Annotated in this window: 20 protein-coding genes; 8 read left to right on the forward strand and 12 right to left on the reverse strand. The window is 42.8% G+C overall.

Translation table 11 applies throughout. The features are described 5' to 3' along the window. The first annotated feature begins 394 nt into the window (after positions 1–394). Positions 395–1,135, forward strand: coding sequence for a gamma-glutamyl-gamma-aminobutyrate hydrolase family protein (locus B3Q63_RS08265; RefSeq protein ID WP_296175641.1), 741 nt, complete (start codon positions 395–397; stop codon positions 1,133–1,135). Then, positions 1,110–1,859, forward strand: a complete 750-nt coding sequence (locus tag B3Q63_RS08270) for a cupin domain-containing protein (protein ID WP_201625386.1) — start codon at positions 1,110–1,112, stop codon at positions 1,857–1,859. The genes B3Q63_RS08265 and B3Q63_RS08270 overlap by 26 nt, the downstream gene beginning before the upstream one ends. A 137-nt stretch (positions 1,860–1,996) precedes the next feature. Here B3Q63_RS08270 and B3Q63_RS08275 read toward each other — a convergent pair whose 3' ends face one another. The 10 genes from B3Q63_RS08275 to B3Q63_RS08320 all read right to left on the reverse strand — a co-directional run bounded on the left by B3Q63_RS08275 (position 1,997) and on the right by B3Q63_RS08320 (position 14,873). After that, complete coding sequence (locus B3Q63_RS08275) at positions 1,997–3,472, reverse strand: glycosyltransferase (protein ID WP_296175644.1); 1,476 nt, start codon at positions 3,470–3,472, stop codon at positions 1,997–1,999. Positions 3,473–3,576: 104 nt separating this feature from the next. Beyond that, positions 3,577–4,449 carry a TIGR03915 family putative DNA repair protein gene (locus B3Q63_RS08280; protein WP_296175646.1) on the reverse strand — a complete coding sequence of 291 codons (873 nt, stop codon included), beginning with the start codon at positions 4,447–4,449 and terminating at the stop codon, positions 3,577–3,579. A gap of 87 nt (positions 4,450–4,536) precedes the next feature. Then, a complete protein-coding gene (locus tag B3Q63_RS08285; RefSeq protein WP_296175648.1) occupies positions 4,537–5,805 on the reverse strand; it encodes a putative DNA modification/repair radical SAM protein in 1,269 nt (422 codons plus the stop codon). Positions 5,806–5,922: 117 nt separating this feature from the next. Beyond that, on the reverse strand, positions 5,923–6,537 hold the full coding sequence (locus tag B3Q63_RS08290; protein ID WP_296175650.1) for a hypothetical protein: 615 nt from the start codon (positions 6,535–6,537) through the stop codon (positions 5,923–5,925). A gap of 184 nt (positions 6,538–6,721) precedes the next feature. After that, positions 6,722–7,651, reverse strand: a complete 930-nt coding sequence (locus B3Q63_RS08295; RefSeq protein ID WP_296175651.1) for a hypothetical protein — start codon at positions 7,649–7,651, stop codon at positions 6,722–6,724. Between the two features lie 406 nt (positions 7,652–8,057). Continuing rightward, complete coding sequence (gene greA, locus B3Q63_RS08300; RefSeq protein WP_079691347.1) at positions 8,058–8,534, reverse strand: transcription elongation factor GreA; 477 nt, start codon at positions 8,532–8,534, stop codon at positions 8,058–8,060. Between the two features lie 355 nt (positions 8,535–8,889). After that, the gene (gene carB, locus B3Q63_RS08305; RefSeq protein WP_296175654.1) at positions 8,890–12,144 is read right to left on the reverse strand and encodes a carbamoyl-phosphate synthase large subunit; all 3,255 of its coding nucleotides are present in this window, start codon (positions 12,142–12,144) and stop codon (positions 8,890–8,892) included. 56 nt (positions 12,145–12,200) lie between these two features. After that, on the reverse strand, positions 12,201–12,587 hold the full coding sequence (locus B3Q63_RS08310; protein WP_289049974.1) for a hypothetical protein: 387 nt from the start codon (positions 12,585–12,587) through the stop codon (positions 12,201–12,203). A 56-nt stretch (positions 12,588–12,643) separates the two neighbouring features. Then, the gene (carA, locus tag B3Q63_RS08315) at positions 12,644–13,876 is read right to left on the reverse strand and encodes a glutamine-hydrolyzing carbamoyl-phosphate synthase small subunit (RefSeq protein ID WP_296175659.1); all 1,233 of its coding nucleotides are present in this window, start codon (positions 13,874–13,876) and stop codon (positions 12,644–12,646) included. 448 nt (positions 13,877–14,324) lie between these two features. Next, positions 14,325–14,873, reverse strand: a complete 549-nt coding sequence (locus B3Q63_RS08320; protein ID WP_296175660.1) for a phosphatase PAP2 family protein — start codon at positions 14,871–14,873, stop codon at positions 14,325–14,327. 263 nt (positions 14,874–15,136) lie between these two features. On the opposite strand from B3Q63_RS08320, the gene B3Q63_RS08325 reads away from it, so the two are divergent. Next, positions 15,137–15,673 carry a gamma carbonic anhydrase family protein gene (locus tag B3Q63_RS08325; RefSeq protein WP_201618896.1) on the forward strand — a complete coding sequence of 179 codons (537 nt, stop codon included), beginning with the start codon at positions 15,137–15,139 and terminating at the stop codon, positions 15,671–15,673. A gap of 131 nt (positions 15,674–15,804) precedes the next feature. Here B3Q63_RS08325 and B3Q63_RS08330 read toward each other — a convergent pair whose 3' ends face one another. After that, positions 15,805–16,251, reverse strand: coding sequence for a hypothetical protein (locus B3Q63_RS08330; RefSeq protein ID WP_296175661.1), 447 nt, complete (start codon positions 16,249–16,251; stop codon positions 15,805–15,807). A 214-nt stretch (positions 16,252–16,465) separates the two neighbouring features. Between B3Q63_RS08330 and B3Q63_RS08335 the strand changes: the two genes are divergently transcribed. The 3 genes from B3Q63_RS08335 (at position 16,466) to B3Q63_RS08345 (ending at position 18,733) form a co-directional block, all read left to right on the forward strand. Continuing rightward, on the forward strand, positions 16,466–17,167 hold the full coding sequence (locus B3Q63_RS08335) for an HAD family hydrolase (RefSeq protein WP_296175662.1): 702 nt from the start codon (positions 16,466–16,468) through the stop codon (positions 17,165–17,167). Between the two features lie 116 nt (positions 17,168–17,283). Further along, positions 17,284–18,379, forward strand: a protein-coding gene (gene prfB / locus B3Q63_RS08340; protein WP_201618733.1) for a peptide chain release factor 2 whose coding sequence is annotated in 2 segments (ribosomal slippage) — positions 17,284–17,355 and positions 17,357–18,379 — 1,095 coding nt in all. Because the reading frame shifts where the segments join, the coding sequence is not laid out codon by codon here. 69 nt (positions 18,380–18,448) lie between these two features. Further along, positions 18,449–18,733 (forward strand): pyrimidine/purine nucleoside phosphorylase, encoded by a 285-nt coding sequence (locus B3Q63_RS08345; protein WP_201618732.1) that lies wholly within the window; start codon positions 18,449–18,451, stop codon positions 18,731–18,733. A 109-nt stretch (positions 18,734–18,842) separates the two neighbouring features. On the opposite strand, the gene B3Q63_RS08350 is transcribed toward B3Q63_RS08345, so the two are convergent. After that, positions 18,843–19,217: a GNAT family N-acetyltransferase gene (locus tag B3Q63_RS08350; protein ID WP_349676429.1), complete on the reverse strand. Its 375-nt coding sequence runs from the start codon at positions 19,215–19,217 to the stop codon at positions 18,843–18,845. A 257-nt stretch (positions 19,218–19,474) separates the two neighbouring features. Here B3Q63_RS08350 and B3Q63_RS08355 point away from each other — a divergent pair, with 257 nt between their 5' ends. Together B3Q63_RS08355 and B3Q63_RS08360 are read left to right on the forward strand one after the other, a co-directional pair. Continuing rightward, entirely contained in the window at positions 19,475–20,608 is a 1,134-nt protein-coding gene (locus B3Q63_RS08355; protein ID WP_296175664.1) for a DNA topoisomerase IB, read from the forward strand. A 203-nt stretch (positions 20,609–20,811) separates the two neighbouring features. Beyond that, positions 20,812–22,545: an AMP-binding protein gene (locus B3Q63_RS08360; protein ID WP_296175665.1), complete on the forward strand. Its 1,734-nt coding sequence runs from the start codon at positions 20,812–20,814 to the stop codon at positions 22,543–22,545. Positions 22,546–22,622 lie beyond the last annotated feature (77 nt).

Consider the following 22,622-nt stretch of genomic DNA (forward strand, 5'->3'; position numbering starts at 1 on the left):
AAACAGTGTTTCTAAATAAAACAGCACTTATCAATGCCGTGGCTGATACCACATTGTTCACCTTACTAAGTATCCTTTTCATCTGATTGCGTAATATTTCTACTGCAAAATGAATCACTTAGCGTTGTTTTTATCAGTGATGACATCGAGGTTGTAAGTACTGTTATTAACCTTTTGTCTTACTGATGCCCTTCAATATATGACTGAAATTTATAGTTGTCAATTATTATTTAAAACTATTAAAAAGTAATTAATTATATCCAATATGGTTTTTATTAACTAAAAGTGAAGTTTATAGTTTACATTATCCAAAAGACTGTGTTAGATTTTAATCAACGAAATCTCGGAATATAGAAGATTTGAGGCTCATATATCACATTCAAGGAAGAATAAAATGCAAACTTATCGACCCATTATTGCCATTGTCTCCTGCCATAAGATGGTTGACGGTCAACCCGCGCAAGCGGTGTATCAGAAATATATCGATGCCGTCCATTTTTATGGTGGTAATCCTATCTTGCTGCCGAACACCGCTGCTGAAAGTAATAATTTTGACGCTTTGATTGCCATTGCTGATGGCATTTTATTGACGGGCAGCTATAGTAACGTTGCGCCTGCACGTTATGGCGCTTCACATATTGAAGAAAAGCAGGACTTAGGTCGTGATGAGCTGAGCTTTAAGCTGCTTGCTCATGCAGAAAAATCTGGTACGCCTTTATTGGCAGTATGCCGAGGCTTGCAAGAGATGAATGTCTATTTTGATGGCAGCTTGCACCCAGATTGGCGCGAAGTAGAAGGGTTTTATGAGCCGCATTTGGAGGACAATACCCAGCCACTTGAGGTGCAATATCAGCCGGTGCATGACGTGATTATCCAACCTGCGGGTCGACTGGCGGCGTTTGGTGAAAAATGGCACGTCAATTCGTTGCACAAACAAGCTATCAATAAAGTAGGTAAGGATTTGTTTGTCGAGGCACGCGCACCGGATGGATTGGTGGAAGCGATCAGCTTAATAAAACATCCATTTATGATTGGTGTACAATGGCATCCTGAGTTAAATTATGCACAAGACGATTTGTCGAAATTTCTATTCAAGGAATTTATCCACTATGCCAGCAAAAAACACGGTTCATAATAGTGCAGAAAACGATATCGAAAAAGAGGGTATTGCGCCCGAAAATGAGATGGATTCGCTCGAAGACGAGGCTGAAGAAGACGAGGCTGATACTGATGACGTTAATAGCGATGAGGAAGACACGTTAGAGTCTGATGAGGCGCCGTCCGTGCTCGAGATGGATGGACAGCCAGAAGAAGATATCGGTAAAAAAATCAATCAGCTGCGCCTTGCAAAAGGCTACTCGCAACGCAAGCTGGCAAGGATGGCAGGGGTGACCAACACCTCAATCAGTGCGATTGAGCGTAACAAAGTCAGCCCCGCGGTGAATACGCTAAAGGCGATTTTGCTGGTGTTAGGATCTGATTTAACGACCTTTTTTAGTGATGAGTGGAAAGAGCCTAAAGCACGTGTGGTGGTTACGCCAAAAGACTTGATAGAGCTGAGTGAGCCTAGCAGTAGAGTGTCTCTAAAGCAGGTATATAATTGTAGTACCACTAAAAATTTGGGTTTTTTAATTGAGACTTATCAGCCAAATAGCTCGACGGAAGAAAAAATCGCTCATGAAGGTGAAGAGATTGGCACTGTCATTGAAGGCAAGGTATTGATTCGTATTGAAGAGACGACTTATCTGCTGAATGAAGGTGACAGTTATGTGATTGATACGATTAAACCGCACACCTTTATCAATCCTACTGACGGCGTAACTCGTATCGTAAGTGCGCATACGCCCACGACTTATTAAGTTAATGTTAGAGCTTAATTAACGTTATTGGGTGTTTGAAAAGAGTTTTAGAAATTATTCATTATCATGTAAAGCGCTACTTCTAGAAACAGAAGCAGCGCTTTTTTTGCTGAAAATAGATGGTTATGAGTAAGTTATTAGGTATTGTCTTGAGTTGCTTTTGAATCATCAGCTGGTTTTGTTATTTGTGTAATTTTAGGCTCTAATACTTTAGTATCTGTCGCTTTCATGTCTGCGGTTTTAGCCTCTAGAACTTTAGTCTCTAGCACTTTAGCATCGGTCGTTTTAGTAGTGTCTTTAAGCAACCTGACTTTGGTGATTTTATCCGCTGGTTCGATTTTTACATAAGGGGATTCAGGAATGGATTTAGACGCCTTGCTAAGGCTGTTTCTAATTCTTTTGACCGCTGCTGCATCGGCCTGCGCTTCTGCAAGCGATTCTTCATACAGCTCTTGATATACCGCAAGGGTTTGCTCAATCATCTCACGCATGGTGAATTTGGTGGTCATTTCAGGACGCGTAACACTTTCTAGCTGATTGCGTACCGCTTTACAAAGTGCCTTGGCATTGTACTTTCTAACCAAGCCCTGCGGATAAAGCGGTTGTAAAATCTCGCTAAACGCCGCTTGGTCCCAACCAATCACCGGTGTGCCTAAATGAATCGCCTGTAGGGCATTGATACCGATAGATTCAGGCTCGTTAGCAAGCGCCATGACGATATTGGCGGCTGACAGCCACTCGCGCATGTCGTTACGCTTACTACCGACATAGGTAATACGCTCAGAAAGCCCTAACGTATTGCTACGTTGGCGAAAGTCTTCATGCGCGACGTCGCCCTCGCGGTAATCTTCATCCATAATAATGGCGTGAATATTGGGAAACTGCTCTTGTAGATTGCCCAAAATATCAATCAGCCATTCTTGCCCATATTCATTGCCAATGATGGTCGGAAAGACCAGCCATTTTTTATGTTCAAGCTCAGGATATTCAGCAAAAGTGTGCCGCAACCAATAAACAGAAGGGTTATGCCGATACGGATAACGGCGCGTATCGACACCGCGATAGATACGCTTGATGACTTTGGGCTCTAGATCTTCACGGCGCAGGCCTTTTTTTAGATAATTGGTGACGCTATCAGAGACCGTGATGATGGTATCGACATCAAGCAGCGCTTGCGAGTATTTATTAATCGGATAAAAGCCATACATGGTCGAGACCAATTTTGGTCGGCGCTTGACGCGCGCACGACGCAGTGCCAAATGCAGTATCCATGCGGGTGTGCGTGAATGTACATGAATGACGTCGGGGTCGTATTTTTCAATCAGGCGGCGTAGCGGGGCGACTTGTAGCAGTGACAGCCAAGATTTTTTATTCATATAAAGCTGATGGTAAATATTGCCGTCACGCTTTAGACGTTTGACTAAGTCATTTTCTTCATCAGCGCTGGAGATAATGATGGAAGTATGCTCATTTTTAACCAAAGCGCGTCCAAGATGAAAAATACCGCGCTCGGATTCATCATGCTTTAAAGACGACAGTAAGCGCATAACTTTCATAATAGCGTCGGTCACCAAATAAGATATCAAGCTGCTATTGTCAGTTAAAAGCGCCAAAAACTCAACCACCAAGATAAAAAGATAAGGCTGGATTTGCCATACTTTTTTTAGCTAAGATTAATCATTTAACGACAGTTAACCTTAGTATTAATCTTAATAAACTAGCGACGTTTTTGTAGATGCTCAGCATTAGGTAGTACTTGCTTTTCACTGAGATATTTCCAATAGCGCTGCGGCAAATATTGCTTATGCAGCCGCGGGTTTTTACGCTCTTTGATATTGACGTTGGTAAAGTAACCTTGCCAAAACTTTTGGTAGCGCTGCTCATCTTGACTATGAATACTAGCAGGATTACGCAGTACGGCATTATCTAGGTCTGTGATGGTTTGCAGGGCAGCAGGGCGCATGGGCGTGCTTTTACTTTTATCATAATAAATGCCATAGCCGCGCGCCACATCATAAATTGCCCAATGCTGGTCTTGGTAGCGCTGACGAAAATGCTCACCAATCAAGGGCAACACATTAAAATCAGGCTCAACGCGGGCAAAGTAAATGTCATCAGTGGTATGCTCAAAGCGCACAAAGGCTTCCATACGGTGTTTTTCTCGAGCGACAGACTTGACGGTTTGTACCAGATCCAAGACATTCAGGTTACCCAAATCTTCCATAATAGCGCGGCTAGGGTAGTCGATGGCATATTTAACCACCTGAAATAAAGTGGTGCCGATATGGTCTTTTTCTGATAAAAATCCCCACAGGATATTGCGCATACCTGAACGACCTAATAGTTGATTAAGCTTGGTTAGTACGCGTTCGGCATGATTTTCATCTGTAGCAACGCTCGTTGCTTGAGCAATTAACGAGGGTACATAGCAGTCTTGAGCAATTAACTGTAAGGATTCATCATCTTGTAAGCGGTTGGCATAGACATAAAATACCGCACTCAGCCAACCTTCAAAACTTGGCTCATAAAGCACAATACTGGGCGTTAATTGACCGACAATATAGTCATGACTTTGCAGTAGTTGTGACATTTATGTTCCTATTTATAATAGTGGCAATTAAAACTGTAATCATTAACACCATACTAATCAAAACCGTACTCATCAAAACTGCACTTATTAAAACAGCGCCAACTGCCCATTACGTTGGTCTTTATATTTGGTCTGCGTTTGCGCCAGTACATATTGACGGAAATTATCACGCGTTAAATGGGCGAGATGTTCGTTTTTACCCGTCGTAGCGATAAAGTATTTGGCACGGTTGACTGCCGCGCCCATCTTTTTTAAATGATAAAGCGTTAACTGATTAAACTTGCGTGCCTTGACTATTTTTTTAGCCGTTTTGGTACCGATACCGGGGATGCGTACAATCATCTCGTAAGTGGCGGTTTGAATATTAACGGGAAAATGCTCACGATGGCGAATCGCCCACGCCAGTTTTGGGTCGCAATCTAAGTCTAGAAATGGCGAGTCTGGCTCAACGATTTCGTGCGCGCCAAAACCATAAAAGCGCATCAGCCAATCGGCTTGATACAAACGGTTTTCACGTATCATCGGCACAGGTGTTCCAATCGCTGGCAAGCGACTATCAGACAACATCGGCACATAGCCGGAGTAATAGACGCGTTTCAAATCATACTGCTTATAAAAATGACTCGATAGCTGTATGACTTGCAAGTCCGTCTCATTACTGGCGCCAACAATCATTTGACTGGTTTGACCCGCTGGGGTAAATTTCGGTGCTTTTTTATGGGTTTTACGGCTTTCACGGATAGTGATGATTTCTTCTTTTACCGTTTGCATTGGTGCTTTTAGTTGCTCATGCGACTTTTCTGGTGCCAGTAAAGCCAGACCAGACTTAGTAGGAATCTCAATATTGACGCTAAGACGATCAGCATATAATCCCGCTTCTAATAACAATTCTTTTGACGCGCCGGGAATGGTTTTTAGGTGGATATAGCCGTTAAAGCGTTCACGGGTACGTAATATTTTGGCGACTTCGACCAAGCGCTCCATCGTATAATCACCACTTTTAAAAATACCTGAGCTTAGAAAAAGACCTTCGATATAATTACGACGATAAAATTGCATGGTCAAATCAACGACTTCCTCGACACTAAAAGCGGCGCGCGGGGTGTCATTGCTTTTACGTGAGGTGCAATAAGCGCAATCGTAAATACAATGATTGGTCAGCAGAATTTTAAGGAGGCTGACGCAGCGACCATCTTCGGTATAGCTGTGACAGATACCGGTTGCGGAGGCATCACCGAGGCCACCGCCTTGGTTTTTTCGTGTACCAGCGGAGGAGGAGCAAGAGACATCATACTTAGCAGCATCGGCTAAAATATTGAGTTTGCCTTGTAGTCGTTCATAATTGATGGTGGCCATAAGATTACCAATTCATTTATTGGTTATTATTTTAGCAAATAGGCTTGTAAGTCACTGGGATTATTGAATAAATATTGATTTCATGCGACAACCATTGTCGTGTGATTTATGAAGTTTTTAATGAGAGGAGCAGGGGTTTGGCAAGGTTTGAACCACTTCATCTGAGAAGTGGTTTTTGATAATGAGACGTCCTTTTTTATCGAACTCAGCATCGTACTTGGGATAAATCGCAGATTCACTATTGCCACGAGTTGAAGATAAAGCTACCTCTTTATCGGAGAAAAAATGACGGGCAACCCAGAGTTTTTGGTCATTGTTATACTCAACACTACACTGACTTTTTGTATCAAAGTCAAAGTATAGGTCAAAATTTTGTTTTTTATCCCCACGACCAAATAGTATATTAGTGCCGCACGGACTACCACAGCCGATATAGACATGATAAGTATCTTTATCGATTCTTTTGAGCGAAGTATGGTTCCAGCCGTAGCCACCGATGCCATCCATAAGCACGGTTTCTATTACTTCGCCATTATCTAACGTTTCGCTTTTAAGGATGTAACCATCATCACAATATTCATTATCGTTCTTAGTTATATATGCAGTACAAATTTTCGACATATAAAAGCTAGCATCAAATTCTGGTTCGGCAGCTTCAGCCCAAGATATAGAACTCAAAATACAGCCATAAATGATAAAAGCCAATGAATAGAGAGGAGTAAATTTATACATGGAAGTAATGACCGGATATTTGTTTTGATTTAATAGCACTATAGCAAAAGGTTGGTTGTTAAGGAATAAGGTACACTCATCAAAAAGGTCTTGCTGACTAGGAAATTAGCCGGCAAGACCTTTTATTAATTTTAAGATTTATTAAATAACAATGCTTTCAAATCTAAACTTTTAGATCTAATTTTTACTGAACCTTCGCACGTATAATAACCGTTTGCGGTGCGTTAGCAGGAAGGTCAACCAAGTTCCATTTTAGTCCAGAATAGTTTTCCGTAACGACTACAGTATTGCCAACTTGTTGGATGTTCTGATAACTGTCGCCGCCGGTGGTCGCAAGCGTCGGTAGTGGACTGTTTAATGATACCAATTGCACGCCGTTTGGCAATGACACCATCGCATTGATATCAGTAACAGGCTGTGCTGTGGTATTGGTATAAGTGGTGTGATATTCGATGACGTCACCAGGCGCGATATGATTGGCAGGTACTGCTACTTCACGACCGTCTTTATTTTTTAATATCTTCATGACTTTGGTTTGTGCATTGACCACGCCAGGCGTACTAAAAGTTGGGGTCAGTTGCAGAGCGTCTAAAGAGGTAGATACGATTTGCGTCGTTGCAGGTTGGTTGGTCACTACGGTTGTCGTTGGCGCATTGAGGACTGGCAATTGGGTAGCCGTCGTCACAGGCAAGACTTCTGTCACGCTAGTCGTCGGCACGGCTATGACATCTACTCTGCTGGTTTGATTGGTCATCTGGTTGGTCACAGGCACGCTCGTCACCGTGGCACTGCCTTGGGTGACGACAGTATTCCTAGCACCGTTACTGGCGACTTGGCGAACCGTATAGCGCGGCACATTGGTCACTTGTGTCACCGCAAACGGCATGCCATCTTGCATGGTGATGCTATTCGGTGTTGCGGTGATGACCGCCGTTTTACCATCAGAATACTGCTCAACCACCGTGGTGCTACCAACAGACGAGCTAACCGCTATCTCAGGCGCGGCATTGGCAGCAGCGATAGACATCACTGCGCCTGCCAACAGTGCTGATACTGCGGTAAATGTCACTGTTTTTTGCATGATACCTGATGAGCGATGAATAGTAGTGGTCATAATAAAGTCCTTTAAAGTTATAATAAGTAAAACAAAAAATGCCAAACACTTAGATAAAAATACCCTCGTTGACTCTACAGAGCAGGTCAACGAGGGTAGCAGTATTAATGCAGTATTAATAATAGTCATAAACCACCAAACGATATAAGCTATCTATCGAAGCGTGTTATCAAACTACAAACTATCGAATTACTGATTTATCCGTCATTATTTTAATGAAAAGCTAAGCATGTGCCATGCACCTAATTATTTAGCCATCTCAACTCAACAATTATGCGCCAAAACGAATTGAGTAGAAAAGCAGCGTTATGTAACTGCTCTCCTATAAACGATAACTTTTTGTGTGCTTTACTTTATATATTTCTTAAGAAAATTACTGTTTTACTCACTATAAAAACCAATCAGATTAATCGTAAATCACTTTCATGATTTCGTATTCGACCACACCTTTTGGCGTTTCAATACGTGCTTCGTCGCCTTCAGATTTACCAATCAAACCACGCGCGATAGGCGAGTTGACTGAGATTTTGCCAGCTTTAAAGTCAGCTTCGTCGTCACCAACGATTTTGTACTGTTTTTCTTCTTCGGTGTCCATATTTTCAATAACGACGCTGACGCCGAATATCACACGACCATCTTTTGGCAATGTCGTCGGGTCAATCACTTGCGCGCCGCCAAGTTTGGCTTCGATATCACGGATACGCGCTTCACAAAAACCTTGTTGTTCGCGGGCTGCATGATATTCAGCATTTTCTTTTAAATCGCCGTGTTCGCGAGCTTCAGCGATAGAAGCGGTGATGCGGGGACGGTCGACACTTTTTAACTGTTTTAATTCGGCTTCTAGAGCCGCATGTCCTTGCGGAGTCATGGGATAACGTTGCATGTTTTTTCCTTAAGCCAATAACACCACACCATCTCCTAGTGAATAGTGAGATGGTGTCAGTGTTGTTGCAATGAGTATGTGAAGATATAAAAAGAATGAGGTTTAGACGGCGTCATAAGTAAATGCGCGCTTATCCATGAGCGTATATACACTGATAGATGATACACATGAACCTTACGTAATAAAAAGCATAGTCGCAGTTTAGCCACTATGCTTTTTAGGTCTATCTTTTTAAAACTTTGTTTTTTTAAGCATTACTGTTATATAAAAATAGATAACAAGTTTTGCAGCAGCGATTAAACAAGCACTGCAGTTATGCTTAATCTACTGAAATTATACCGCCAAGTCAATAGAGCTATGCGATAGTCTTTGCTTGTTCGTGCAAATCTTGTAGCTTATACACATCAAACGGTAAGTCGATGGCATAAGATTTACAAACCGCATCTGCCGCGCCTAAGGTTGTCACATAAAAGACTTTACCTTGTAAGGCACTACGGCGGATAGAGAATGAATCCTCTTGTGCCTGTTTGCCTTCAGTGGTATTGATAATAAGGTCGATTTTACCATTTTTCAAGGCATCGACGATATGCGGGCGACCTTCGGTGACTTTATTGATTTGCTTACACTCAATACCGTTATCGCTAAGTACTTTTTGCGTACCCGTGGTGGCAACGATTTTAAAGCCATAGTCGATTAGCTGACGGGCGATAGGGGTGACTTGTTCTTTATCGCTATCACGTACCGAGATAAAGACAGTTTTGGTTTCGCCCTCAACAGGTAGACCTGGCAGACGCTCGTTACTACCGATAACCGCTTTGTAGAATGCTTCGCCAAAGGTTTTACCAACGCCCATCACTTCACCGGTTGATTTCATCTCAGGGCTCAAGATTGGGTCAACACCAGGGAATTTAGCAAATGGGAATACTGCTTCTTTGACCGCGAAAAATGCAGGAACGATTTCAGTGGTAAAGCCTTGGTCTTTTAATGACGTGCCAGCCATACAGCGCGCCGCGATTTGTGCTAATGACGTACCGATACATTTAGAAACGAAAGGCACGGTACGCGCAGCACGTGGATTCACTTCTAAAATATAAACCGTTTCACCTTTTACCGCGAACTGGACGTTCATCAGACCAATAACGCCAAGCTCTTTTGCCATGGCGACGGTTTGCGCGCGCATGACGTCACACAATTCATCAGACAATGAGTAAGGCGGCAATGAACAGGCTGAGTCACCAGAATGCACGCCAGCTTGTTCGATATGTTGCATGATACCGCCAATCACCACGTCTGTACCGTCGCTAACACAATCGACATCGACTTCAATAGCATCATCTAAGAAACGGTCTAACAATACCGGTGCTTCGTTTGACGCTTGTACCGCAGTACGCAAGTAGTGTCTTAATTCATCTTCGTTATAAACGATTTCCATCGCACGACCACCGAGTACATAAGATGGGCGTACCACCAGCGGATAACCAACGTCTTTTGCCTTAACCAGACCATCTTCTAAGCTCGTCGCTAAAGCATTGGTTGGTTGAATAAGATTCAATTGCTGAATCATATGCTGGAAGCGTTCGCGGTCTTCAGCACGGTCAATCGCATCTGGGCTAGTACCGATGATTTTAACGCCGGCAGCTTCAAGCGCGCGCGCCAGTTTCAATGGCGTTTGACCACCGAACTGTACAATCACACCATCAGGATTTTCGATACGGACAATCTCTAATACGTCTTCTAAGGTGATTGGCTCAAAGTAGAGGCGGTCAGAGGTGTCATAATCGGTTGAAACCGTTTCAGGGTTACAGTTAACCATGATGGTTTCATAACCATCTTCGCGCATGGCAAGCGCCGCATGGACGCAGCAATAATCAAACTCGATACCTTGACCGATACGGTTAGGACCACCGCCGATAACCATGATTTTCTTATTATCCGTTGGATTGGCTTCACATTCGCTGTCGTATGTTGAGTACATATAAGCGGTGCTAGTCGCAAACTCTGCGGCACAAGTATCGACGCGTTTATAGACTGGATAAACGTTTAAATCCCAACGCTTGGTGCGTAGCTGCTTCTGTGAGACGCCAAGCAATTTTGCTAAACGTAAATCTGACAAACCTTTACGCTTAAAGCTGCGTAAATTATGCTCAGTTAAACCGCCAAAACCTAACGCTTTAACTTGTGCTTCGGTTTTGACGATATCTTCGATTTGTACCAAGAACCATGGGTCAATTTTGGTTAAGTTAAACACTTCATCGACGCTCATCCCAATACGGAAAGCATCAGCAATATAATAAATGCGTTCAGGGGTTGGAATGGTTAAGCGATTGTTAATCTCGCTACGGGCTTTTTCAATGCTTACTTTTGCTAAGTCGATTTGCTCATCAAAACCATCATTGCCAGTTTCCATGCCGCGTAATGCTTTTTGCATCGACTCTTGGAAGTTACGACCGATTGCCATCACTTCACCGACCGATTTCATCTGCGTTGATAAAACATTATCGGCTTGTGGGAATTTTTCAAAGTTAAAGCGAGGTATCTTGGTGACGACGTAATCAAGCGCAGGCTCAAAGCTCGCTGGCGTTTTGCCACCAGTGATGTCATTTTGCAATTCATCTAGCGTATAGCCAATCGCCAATTTTGCTGCGATTTTAGCAATCGGAAAGCCAGTGGCTTTTGATGCCAATGCTGATGAGCGTGATACGCGTGGGTTCATCTCAATGACGACCATACGACCAGTCTCAGGGTTGATACCGAACTGCACGTTTGAGCCGCCCGTTTCAACACCAATCTCACGCAGTACTGCTAATGAAGCATTACGCATGATTTGGTATTCTTTATCCGTCAAGGTTTGCGCTGGTGCAACGGTGATGGAGTCGCCAGTATGCACACCCATTGGGTCAAAGTTTTCAATCGCACAGATGATGATGCAGTTGTCGTTTTTGTCACGGACCACTTCCATCTCATATTCTTTCCAACCGATTAATGATTCATCGATAAGTAATTGATGGTTCGGCGATAAGTCAAAACCGCGCTCACAGATTTCGATAAATTCATCACGGTTATAAGCGATACCGCCACCTGAACCACCCATAGTAAATGACGGACGAATGATACAGGGATAGCCCATTTTTTCTTGGGTCGCAAAGGCTTCTTCCATGGTCTCAGCTGTTTCAGCGCGTGGACACTCAAGGCCGATGCGCTTCATGGCTTTATCAAACAAGTTGCGGTCTTCTGCCATCTCAATTGAATCTTTGGTCGCGCCAATCAGCTCACAATTATACTTGGTCAATACGCCGTGCTTGTCTAGGTCTAAAGCACAGTTTAGCGCCGTTTGTCCGCCCATCGTTGGCAAAATAGCATCCGGACGTTCTTTGGCAATAATTTGTTCAACCGTTTGCCACGTAATTGGCTCAATATAGGTCGCATCAGCCATGACAGGGTCAGTCATGATGGTTGCAGGGTTTGAGTTGACCAAGATGACGCGGTAGCCTTCTTCTTTTAGCGCTTTACACGCCTGCGCGCCTGAGTAGTCAAACTCACATGCTTGGCCGATGACGATAGGGCCTGCGCCAATGATAAGAATGCTTTTTATGTCGGTACGTTTTGGCATTGGTACACCTTAAATAATTTGAATGAGTATAATCATTTATCGGAAATAATATGTTTTTAGTTTGAACAAATCTTATATTTTAACCATGAAAGCATATCCGAACTTTCTATTCTTGAAAGAGAGTCGTTTAAAGTTAAATAACCATAATAATTACCACTATCATCTACTACAACTGGAGGATAGGTAGCGAATTCATTACATGCGCTAAGGGGTGAAAACTCTGAGCCATATTGCCCAAATTCATTATTGATGGAAGTTACAGAAAATTCTGATCCGTAGTTTCCAAACTCATTATGAATAGATTCAGGAGAGAACTCTGAACAGTTAAGACAACCCAAATATTTTTTATGGTTTTGATCGCCAAACAACATGATTTTGCTTGAAGCATTTGCATTTGTAGTCAAAACCAAAATAATAGCTAGCAGTTTGAGTGGGCTTTTCACAGGTCTTGTACCTTCAATATTCGAATTTAAAATAACTTTCATTTGGATTAGATTAGTTAAGCTTTCGCCGCTGCCATCATATCGGCGAATTTATCAAACAATGGCGCAGCATCATGCGGGCCAGGGCTGGCTTCTGGGTGACCTTGGAAACTAAAGACTGGCTTATTGGTCAGCTCAATACCTTGGTTAGTACCGTCAAATAATGAGCGATGGGTCGATTTAACATTGTCAGGCAGGGTGTCTTCGTCAACCGCAAAACCATGGTTTTGACTGGTAATCATAACCGTACCTGTGGCTAGGTCTTGAACTGGATGGTTGGCACCGTGATGTCCAGTTTTCATTTTGATGGTTTTTGCACCGCTGGCAAGACCAATCAGCTGATGACCTAAGCAGATACCAAAGGTTGGAATGTCCGTTTCTTCAATAATATGACGTACCGCATCGATAGCGTAATCACAAGCCGCTGGGTCGCCAGGGCCATTTGATAAGAAGATACCATCTGGATTCATCGCCAGCACGTCTGCGATAGGTGTTTGCGCAGGTACGACAGTGACATGACAGCCACGATCAACGAGCATACGTAGGATATTGGTTTTGCTACCGAAGTCATAGGCGACGACATTGTATTTTGCTTCGACGTGCGTGCCCAAATGTTTAAAGAAGCCACCTGTACCGCTATCATGACTACCAGCTACATCGCGGTTAAGTAAGGTGTCTGATAAATCCCAGCTACCGGCGGTCCATTCAAATATCGTCGGTGTACAGCATTCTTTAGCCAAGTCCATACCTTCGATACCAGCAAATTCTTGTGCCAATTTAATCGCTTGCTGTTCATCTTCGCTGCTAATCGTTGCGCCGTTAGAAGCGGTCATGATACAGCCGTTTTGTGCACCTTTATCACGTAATAGGCGGGTCAATTGACGTGTATCAATATCAGCAATGGCGACGGTATTATGGCTCTGTAAATAATCACTCAGTGATTGAGAGTTGCGGAAGTTTGAGGTCACCATGGTCGCGTCGCGGATGATAAGACCTTCAGCCCATACTTGATGACCATTACCAGACTCGACATCTTCAGCGTTGGTACCAGTATTGCCAATGTGCGGATAAGTAAGCGTGACCAGTTGGCGTGCGTAACTTGGGTCAGTTAGGATTTCTTGATACCCTGTCATGGCTGTATTAAATACCACCTCACCGACACGATGACCAAGACTACCGATACTCAAACCGCGAAAAATCGTACCGTCTGCTAGTGCCAAAATTGCTTGTATTTCTGCCGATGAATTCAAGGGTTGCCTCCGCTGTTATTAGTGAGTGCTGTGCTATTTTTTGGTTAAAATAAAGCGCTGCTTTTTTGATTATTGCTATTTAACTGCGGCTAAATAACCATAATAAAAGAGACAGCGCCAAAATTTTTCCACAAAAAAGCGAGAAGACATCATAGATGAAAAGGTACAGGATTCACTAAGGGGTGAATAAGTAACTTACATCATGTCCGCTCGCTTTGGCACAGATTTTGCGCATTATACTAGAGTTTTGCGTTAAGGGCTAGCACCTTAAGGTGAGGAAGGCGGATAAAATGGGCATAATGTTAAAACGGTTGTTATTTAATCAAAAACTGAGGCAATACCAAAAGCGTTTTTATTCTAAACAGGTTGTATAGTTGATGCCAAATAAAATAGACTCGCCATATCGTTTTTACATCGAACTGACTATATCTACAAGCAATCTAAAGCCTTAAAAATTATAATGCACCGATAAGCCGTAATAGTCGGGTGCTAAATTGGTGGCGATATGCAATTGGTCATCATAATAGCTTTTGGTTAAATACATGCTGCTGGCAACCCCTAAGGCTGCTCCTGCCAATACATCGGCCACATCATGCTCATCGGCTTCAACACGGCTATAAGCCACGAAACCTGCGCCAATATAAGCAGGAATGCTATATTCTAAGCCATAGCGTTTATGAATAAAGCTTGCGCCCTGAAACGCCATTGAGGTATGACCAGAGGGGAAGGATTTCTCATCACGGCCATTGGGACGCTCTTTATCTATCACTGACTTTAGCACTTGCGTCGCAGCAACGTTGGTCGCAAATGAATAATAAAATTGCTGACGACCCTCTTTATCATCCATATAATAAGTGCTACCGTAAGCAGCTGCCGGTATCGCAAAGGCCAGCACATCGCCTACCTTGCTAGTAGAACTACTCTCTGCGTGGGCAGGGATGGCAGCCATCAAGCTGGTCGATAGTAAAATGATAGGGACATATTTTTTGCTGATCATCACTGCGATCCTAAGAAGGGTTGGTGAGCGTTGATTGTCCGTATAAAATCTTATGGTTATTTTATAGGGATAAATGGCATACGGCTTTATGCTAATTGCTCTATTGATTGGCGGCAGCATTATACTATAAAGTTTTTATCTTTCTTTACAACTATCACGCTTTAGGTCACATTTATTTATGACACGTTTTTTACGCTAGCTTTATTACCACACACTTTTTACCATTTATAAACTTATATAAAAATAACGATTAAGGATGGATGATGATTTATCAATATTTAGACAAAACGCCAGAGTTTGCAGTACCTTTTAATGGCTGGGTAGCTGATTCAGCACGGGTAATAGGCGATGTATATTTGGGTCATAAAGCCAACGTGTGGTTTGGGGCGGTGATTCGCGGTGACAACGAGCGCATTCATATCGGTGACTATAGTAATGTGCAAGAAAACAGCGTCATTCATACCGATGCAGGCATTGAAGTTAAAATCGGTAATTATGTCACCATTGGACATTTAGCGATGCTGCATGGCTGCGAAGTTGGTGATAATAGCTTGATAGGTATTGGCGCGGTGGTGTTAAATAATGCCAAAATCGGCAAAAACTGTATCATTGGTGCCAAAGCTTTGGTCACCGAAGGTAAAGAGATTCCGGATAATTCACTGGTGATGGGCGCCCCTGCAAAAGTGGTCAAAACCTTGACCGATGAGCAGGCGGCAATGTTAAAAATGTCAGCGTTACATTATGTTGAGCGTTGTCAAAAATTTAAAACTGGCTTAACAGAAATAGCGATGCCTGATTAATTGCTATACATGTTAGAACAATAGAAGTCAGAGCAATTTTATAAAAAAGAGGATGGCTTTATAGTGAGCAATCCTTTTTATGAATGTTAATTTATTTTTTGACATTGAGCGGCTCTTTAAGCAAACGGTCGTTATGCCATTAGCATCATGATAAGCCAAATAACGGCAAAAATGATAATGCCGATAATCAGGCCGCGAAAGATATCATGGCGAATAGAATGGTCACTAAGGTAATGATTATTACCGGTATCGTCGATATTTAAGGCATTGACGCTTTCAGCACCAGCGCTTTTACCGACGATAAAACCTGTTAACGCCCCCAAAATTAGCATAAACGGCGTAAATAGCCAGAATATCTCGCCATTGCCCATACCGGCGATGGAGCGAATAACAACGATGGCAAGATCGATAAGTAAGCCGCCAAAGCCATACATCAAGCCATTTAACAGCGCATAAAGCAGACGCTCTAAAGGCGATTGATAGCTTTTGCCTAACTGCCGTCGCCTGATTTCTCTGATTGAGTGGGCAGGACGTCGCGGTCGGTTGGACAAAGCAGTTTTATCATCAGGCGCTTTCATAAAGTTCTCTATTGTTATTATTCAGCAGGCTAAAGATAAGCTAATGAGATATTAAAGTAAACAAGTTAGCATAATTTTGTTTGGTAAACTGTGGGCTTCTAAAAATTTATTCTGCAAATTTTATATTCATCACTCTTTATTTTAAGCTCTTTATTTCAAAAATTATTTATATCTAAAAAATCATTCCTTTAATAAACAAGAATAAGGTTCCATTATGCAGGCAACACAAGCAGGACAGGCGCCAAAAGAGTTGGCACTTTTTGATTTAGACCATACTTTACTCGATGTCGATAGCGATTACCTATGGGGTGAGTATATCGTTAAGCATAATCTGGTTGATGAAGCTGAATATCGCACCGCCAATCAAAAGTTTTATGAAGATTATATCGAAGGTACGCTTGATGCGACCGAATATAATGAATTTGTCGCACAATTCTTAAGTAGCTTACCGATGGACAGATTACATGAGCTACGCGAAGATTATATTAAGACGGAAATCGAGCCGCACATTCGCCCAAAAGCCATGGAGGTGCTCTGTCATCATGTCGAGAAGGGTCATGAAGTAGTGATTATTTCTGCCACCAATAACTTTGTAGTATCAGCCATTGCCAAGCGTTTCGGTATTGAAGATGCCAATGTGCTATCGACGCCACTTGAAATAAAAAACGAGCGCTATACCGGCAAATTAACGGATAAGCCTAATTTTAAAGAAGGTAAAATTTACCATCTCAATAAATGGATAGATAAGCGAAAATCAGCGGGTATGGATTTTGATAAAACTTATGCCTACTCAGACTCCAAAAATGATATTCCATTACTCGAGTGGGCAGATGTGGCTATTTGCGTGTCACCCGATGATGCGCTACACGCGCACGCGCTTGCCCATCGCTGGGCAGTAGAAGATTGGTCGATTTAGGCAGCTTAGAGTTATTTAATATAAAGGCAGTAGCAATTAGCCAACTATTTAGCGTCAATCTCATTTAAAATAGCGCCATATCAGTGAGATATCTATTTAAAAAGACAGGAACACTTATGGAAATCAATCCGTATCAAGAACAAATCAAAGATTTATCTGAGCGTGGGCAGGATTTGCGGAGGTATCTTTGACTTCGACGGTAAGCAAGAACGCTTAGAAGAAGTCAATTTAGAATTAGAAAACCCCGAGCTTTGGAATGATCCAGAGCGCGCGACCAAGATTAATAAAGAAAAAAGTCAGCTTGATGGCGTCATCGACGTGGTGGTTTCGCTTGAAACGACTTTAGAAGATGCGTCTGCCATGCTAGAGCTGGCGGTAGAAGCAGAGGACGAATCATTGCTTGCTGATGTGCAAGCCGAGCTCGACAATGCAGAGAAGCGCGTTGCTGATTTAGAATTCCGCCGAATGTTTAGTGGCGAGATGGATCCAAACAATTGCTACTTGGATATCCAGTCAGGCAGTGGCGGCACGGAAGCGCAAGATTGGGCAGAAATGCTACTGCGTATGTACACGCGCTGGGCGGAATCACATGGCTTTAAGGTTGACGTGATTGAAGTGTCTTCTGGTAGCGTCGCTGGGATTAAATCAGCCACGATTGAGATTAAAGGTGATTATGCGTTTGGTTGGTTACGTACCGAAATTGGCGTGCATCGCTTAGTGCGTAAATCACCATTTGATAGCAATAATGGTCGTCATACTTCGTTTGCCGCTGTTTTTGTGTCGCCTGAAATCGATGATAACGTCGAGATTGATATCAATCCAGCCGATTTGCGTATCGATACTTACCGCTCATCGGGCGCAGGTGGTCAGCACGTGAACACCACCGACTCTGCGGTGCGTATCACCCACGAACCAAGTGGCGTGGTGGTGACTTGTCAGAACGAGCGTAGCCAACATGGTAACAAAGCGACAGCGATGAAAATGCTCCGTGCTAAGCTATATGAGCTTGAGATGCAAAAACGTATGGAGTCACAACAAGCAGTCGAAGATGGTAAATCTGATGTCGGTTGGGGCAGTCAAATCCGCTCATATGTACTCGATGACTCGCGCATTAAAGACTTGCGTACTGGCGTTGAGACCTTTAACACTGGCGCGGTGCTAGATGGTGACCTCGACCAATTTATCGAAGCAAGCCTAAAAGCGGGATTGTAAGATTAGACTATTATTAATACCATTTGAAAGATAAATTTAAACCCAAACACTATTTAATTAAGGAAAATTATGCCAAGCGTTAATAACTATTTTGATAATAAAGTCACTTCTATCGCCTTTCAAACAGCGACCAAGCCGGCTACCGTTGGCGTGATGGAAATTGGTGAGTATGAATTTGGTACCAGCGAATTTGAAACCATGAGCGTAGTCAGTGGTGCATTGACGGTGAAGTTGCCAGAAAGTAATGAGTGGCAAACCTTTAATGCAGGTGAGCAATTTACCATTGACGCCAATCAGAAGTTTCAAGTAAAAGTGGACGTAGAAACGGCTTATTTATGCACTTATGGTAAATAATGGTTTTTAGATTCGTGTTAGAACAATCAACGCCAAGTATTTAATGCTTGGCGTTTTTTTTGTGGCTGTCTTTTGAGGTAAGTTTGAGTCATAAAGTATTGGACAACCATTATAAGTTTTGACGATATTGCACCATGTCCGTTTGACTGGCAATTACATCATAGAGTTTGCGCGCCGTAGTGTTTTCTTCTTGCGTCGTCCAATAAACACGGTTGCAGTTTTTCTTATCGGCAAATTCATATACGTGTTCAATCAATGCGCGCCCGAGGCCTTGACCGCGCACCGCTTCACTAACGTATAAGTCTTCTAAGTAACAACACTCAGTAGTATTCCAAGTATTGGGATGTAGCACCACATGCGTGATACCTAGCAGCGTGTCGTCTTGCCAAGCGCCAAAACCATAAATCGGTGCGTTATTATCAAGCAAGTTGCGCCATGTTGTGTCAGTCGTACGCAGTGGCAAACTGGTTTCATAAAATGCCAGATAGCGCTGCCATAAATTTAACCAAGATTCTTAATCAGCTTTAGATAATGGAGTTATTTTTATAGAGGTATTTTTCATGATATTTATTTAACTTAAGTGGTGATTGTTGTCGAATTATGGCTGAAAAGCTCATTATTTAGAACCCTTTAAAGAGTGTTTCTTACACATCGATTACACTTTGCTCGTGGCAAACAAACAGCAAAAACAAGCGCAATTGATTATGCTAAAACGACTATTTTATCAATCGAGTATGTATTATGGCGAAGCTAGATGACCAAACAACCACGCAAGATGTGCGCCATGATTATGAATATTTGGCTGGCTTGGCCAACTTACGCTATGTCAGTGATAATGAGCCAGGGTTTACACGCAGGCGTTGGGGACGCGGCTTTACCTATAAAGATGCCATAGGTAAAACGGTGAAAGATAAAGCGTTGCGCAAGCGTTTTGATGCGCTTGTAATACCACCGATGTGGTCAGAGGTTTGGATATGCCAAGATGATAAAGGGCATCTGCAATCGACAGGCCGCGATGATAAAGCGCGTAAGCAGTACTTGTATCATCCCGAGTGGGATCGCGTGCGTGACCAAGCTAAGTTTAATGCCATGATAGGTTTTGCTGAGGCTTTGCCAAACCTACGTGCGCAAGTAGAAAAAGATTTAGAAGCGCAGTCGTTATCACGCGCCAATGTACTAGCGGCCGTGGTCAAGTTGCTGGAAACTACGTTAATTCGTATCGGTAATAGCCGCTATGCTAAGCTCAATAAGAGTTATGGCATCAGCACATTACGCAGCAAGCACGTCAGTGAAACCGATAATGGCTTAGCGTTTGATTTCGTCGGTAAAAGTGCTAAAGAGCATCATATAGAATTGCAAGACGAGCGTTTAATTGACATTGTGCAGGCCTGTAGTGAGTTGCCTGGTTATCAGATTTTTAAATATTTGGACGATGATGGCAACAAGCAAGTTGTCGACAGTAGTGATATCAATGACTATCTACGCACACATACTTGTGGTCATGATTGTGAGAGCAAGATGTATAGCGGCAATTTATATAGCGCAAAAGACTTTCGTACTTGGATGGCAAGTGTTCTTGCAGCCAGTCATTTATACGATGAGCTGCAAACCTCGAAAGGGCAAGCAATATTAGCCAGTGAACCCAATAGCGACGAGCGTCAACAGCTGGTTACTGCTATGGTCAAAGCGGTGGCGGAGGAGCTTGGCAATACACCTGCTGTTTGCCGCGCTTCTTATATTAATCCAGTTATTATCGAGCGCTTTTTAGTAGGACAGTTTTTTGAGCCTTATAAGCAAGCGCGCCGTGGACGTACCAAGCAATATCAAAGCTGTGAAGAGAAAGCATTACTAGGATTTTTAAGTGGCATAAAATAAGCTTATCTTCCTTAAGAAAACCATATTAAAATTAAAAATGATACGTTATGTATTGAAATAAATATAAAAATGCGTTACTAATAGAGCATATGAAATTTAATAAGTGCAAACAATAAGAGAAAACAGTGTATAGGATATGACTGTTTTACTCCTGATAAATCGCTGATATCGTCAGTGACCCTCGATTGCTAAAGGATTAGCTTATGAATACCTCTTCTATAGATTTTTCGTCCTCAACCAATTTGTCTTCAGACAACCTGTCTCAAAGCAATTCGTCTTCTTCAAACCCAACTGGCTATAGCGATTACTATAATAACTTTGATATGAATGCCCTATTAACAGAGATATTTGGTGAAAATTTAGATGACCGTCTAAATGCCTATATGGCATGTTGTGGTCGTCATGTGCGTGACGGTCGCGGCGATAATTTGGCATTAGTTCATGAAGATACCGCTGGCAACATAACGCGCATGACTTTTGCGGAACTGGATAAGGCAAGTGCGCAAGTTGCCAATATATTATTGTCTTATGGCGTAAAAGTCGGTGAGCAAGTAGCGACCATGCTACCGCGTACGCCTGAGCTGCTCACAATTGTTTTAGCTACTTGGCGGATTGGCGCAGTCTATCAGCCGCTGTTTACCGCTTTTGGCTATGATTCGATTAAGTATCGAATGGATAAAGCTAATACCAAGGTAGTTTTTACCAATCAAGAAAATCGTGGCAAGTTTGACGACTTGGCTAAGCAAACCAAAATGGTGTTGGTTGGTAGTAAGGTAGATGCGCAAAGCTGGGGTGATGATAACTATGCACAAATGATGGCAACGCCGCCGCAAACGGTAGATGCTGTTTTGTTAGATGAAGATGCACCGTTTTTGCAAATGTTTACCTCGGGTACGGTGGGCAAATCAAAAGGCGTCAGTGTGCCATTAAGTGCGCTATCAGCTTTTTATCTATATATGCGCTATGCGATTGACTTGCGCGCCGATGATAACTACTGGAATATGGCCGATCCCGGTTGGGCGTATGGACTATATTACGCGATTACGGGTCCCTTACTGATGGGCGTCACCACCTATTTTAATGAATTGGGCTTTGATGCTGCCAATACCCGCGACTTTATGGTCCGTCATAAGATTACCAATTTGGCTTCTTCACCAACGGCATTTCGTATGATGAAATCAAGCGGTGTATTTGAAAGTGCTCACGACGATGCTAATGCCAAGCTATCGTTACGCTGTGCCAATTCAGCAGGCGAAACCTTAAATACCGAAGTCGTCAACTGGGTTGAAACCTACTTAAACTGTAAAGTTTGTGATCAATATGGGCAGACCGAAACGGGTATGACTTGCTGCGAACACCATGCACTAGCACATGAATGCCCAGTTGGCTCGATGGGCATGGCGCTACCGGGGCACACATTGGTCGTATTAGATGATGACATGAATATATTGCCTGATGGTGAGCAAGGGCAGCTTGCCGTAGTGGTTAGCCAATCGCCCGCGTTTTATTTCCGCGGTTATAGCTGGAATGAAAAAGACGCCTTTGCTGATGATTATTATTTGACCGGCGATGTGGTCGAGCGTCATAGCGATGGCAGTTATTGGTTTTCTGGGCGTGATGATGACATTATTATCACGGCAGGTTACCGCGTAGGGCCTACGGATGTTGAAAACACCGTGCTCGAGCATGAGGCAGTCGCAGAGTCAGCAGCAGTTGGGGTGCCAGATGAAGTGCGAGGTCATAAGATTAAGTCTTATGTGGTGCTAAAAGATGGTATCGAGGGAACGGACGAGATTGCCAAGGAGATTCAGGACTTAGTCCGCAGACGTCTATCGACTCATGCTTATCCACGTGAAGTTGAATTTGTCGATGCGTTACCAAAAACGCCAAGCGGTAAAATCCAGCGCTTTTTACTACGTAGTTTGTCTGAGGCATAAATGAGTTGAAGCATTCATAGAAGTTGAAGATAATAAAATAGTTAGCTTATAAAGATAGCAGTAAAAATTTTAATAAA

This window comes from Psychrobacter sp. UBA2769, assembly GCF_002352555.1.
Taxonomy (GTDB): Bacteria; Pseudomonadota; Gammaproteobacteria; order Pseudomonadales; family Moraxellaceae; genus Psychrobacter; species Psychrobacter maritimus.

What these genes read in the sequence shown, in the direction of transcription:
- B3Q63_RS08265 (WP_296175641.1), top strand. Translation starts at nt 395, where the DNA reads ATGCAAACTTATCGACCCATTATTGCCATTGTCTCCTGCCATAAGATG.
- B3Q63_RS08270 (WP_201625386.1), top strand. Translation starts at nt 1,110, where the DNA reads ATGCCAGCAAAAAACACGGTTCATAATAGTGCAGAAAACGATATCGAA.
- B3Q63_RS08280 (WP_296175646.1), bottom strand. Translation starts at nt 4,449, where the DNA reads ATGTCACAACTACTGCAAAGTCATGACTATATTGTCGGTCAATTAACG.
- B3Q63_RS08285 (WP_296175648.1), bottom strand. Translation starts at nt 5,805, where the DNA reads ATGGCCACCATCAATTATGAACGACTACAAGGCAAACTCAATATTTTA.
- B3Q63_RS08290 (WP_296175650.1), bottom strand. Translation starts at nt 6,537, where the DNA reads ATGTATAAATTTACTCCTCTCTATTCATTGGCTTTTATCATTTATGGC.
- B3Q63_RS08295 (WP_296175651.1), bottom strand. Translation starts at nt 7,651, where the DNA reads ATGACCACTACTATTCATCGCTCATCAGGTATCATGCAAAAAACAGTG.
- greA (WP_079691347.1), bottom strand. Translation starts at nt 8,534, where the DNA reads ATGCAACGTTATCCCATGACTCCGCAAGGACATGCGGCTCTAGAAGCC.
- carB (WP_296175654.1), bottom strand. Translation starts at nt 12,144, where the DNA reads ATGCCAAAACGTACCGACATAAAAAGCATTCTTATCATTGGCGCAGGC.
- B3Q63_RS08320 (WP_296175660.1), bottom strand. Translation starts at nt 14,873, where the DNA reads ATGATCAGCAAAAAATATGTCCCTATCATTTTACTATCGACCAGCTTG.
- B3Q63_RS08325 (WP_201618896.1), top strand. Translation starts at nt 15,137, where the DNA reads ATGATTTATCAATATTTAGACAAAACGCCAGAGTTTGCAGTACCTTTT.
- B3Q63_RS08330 (WP_296175661.1), bottom strand. Translation starts at nt 16,251, where the DNA reads ATGAAAGCGCCTGATGATAAAACTGCTTTGTCCAACCGACCGCGACGT.
- B3Q63_RS08335 (WP_296175662.1), top strand. Translation starts at nt 16,466, where the DNA reads ATGCAGGCAACACAAGCAGGACAGGCGCCAAAAGAGTTGGCACTTTTT.
- B3Q63_RS08345 (WP_201618732.1), top strand. Translation starts at nt 18,449, where the DNA reads ATGCCAAGCGTTAATAACTATTTTGATAATAAAGTCACTTCTATCGCC.
- B3Q63_RS08355 (WP_296175664.1), top strand. Translation starts at nt 19,475, where the DNA reads ATGGCGAAGCTAGATGACCAAACAACCACGCAAGATGTGCGCCATGAT.
- B3Q63_RS08360 (WP_296175665.1), top strand. Translation starts at nt 20,812, where the DNA reads ATGAATACCTCTTCTATAGATTTTTCGTCCTCAACCAATTTGTCTTCA.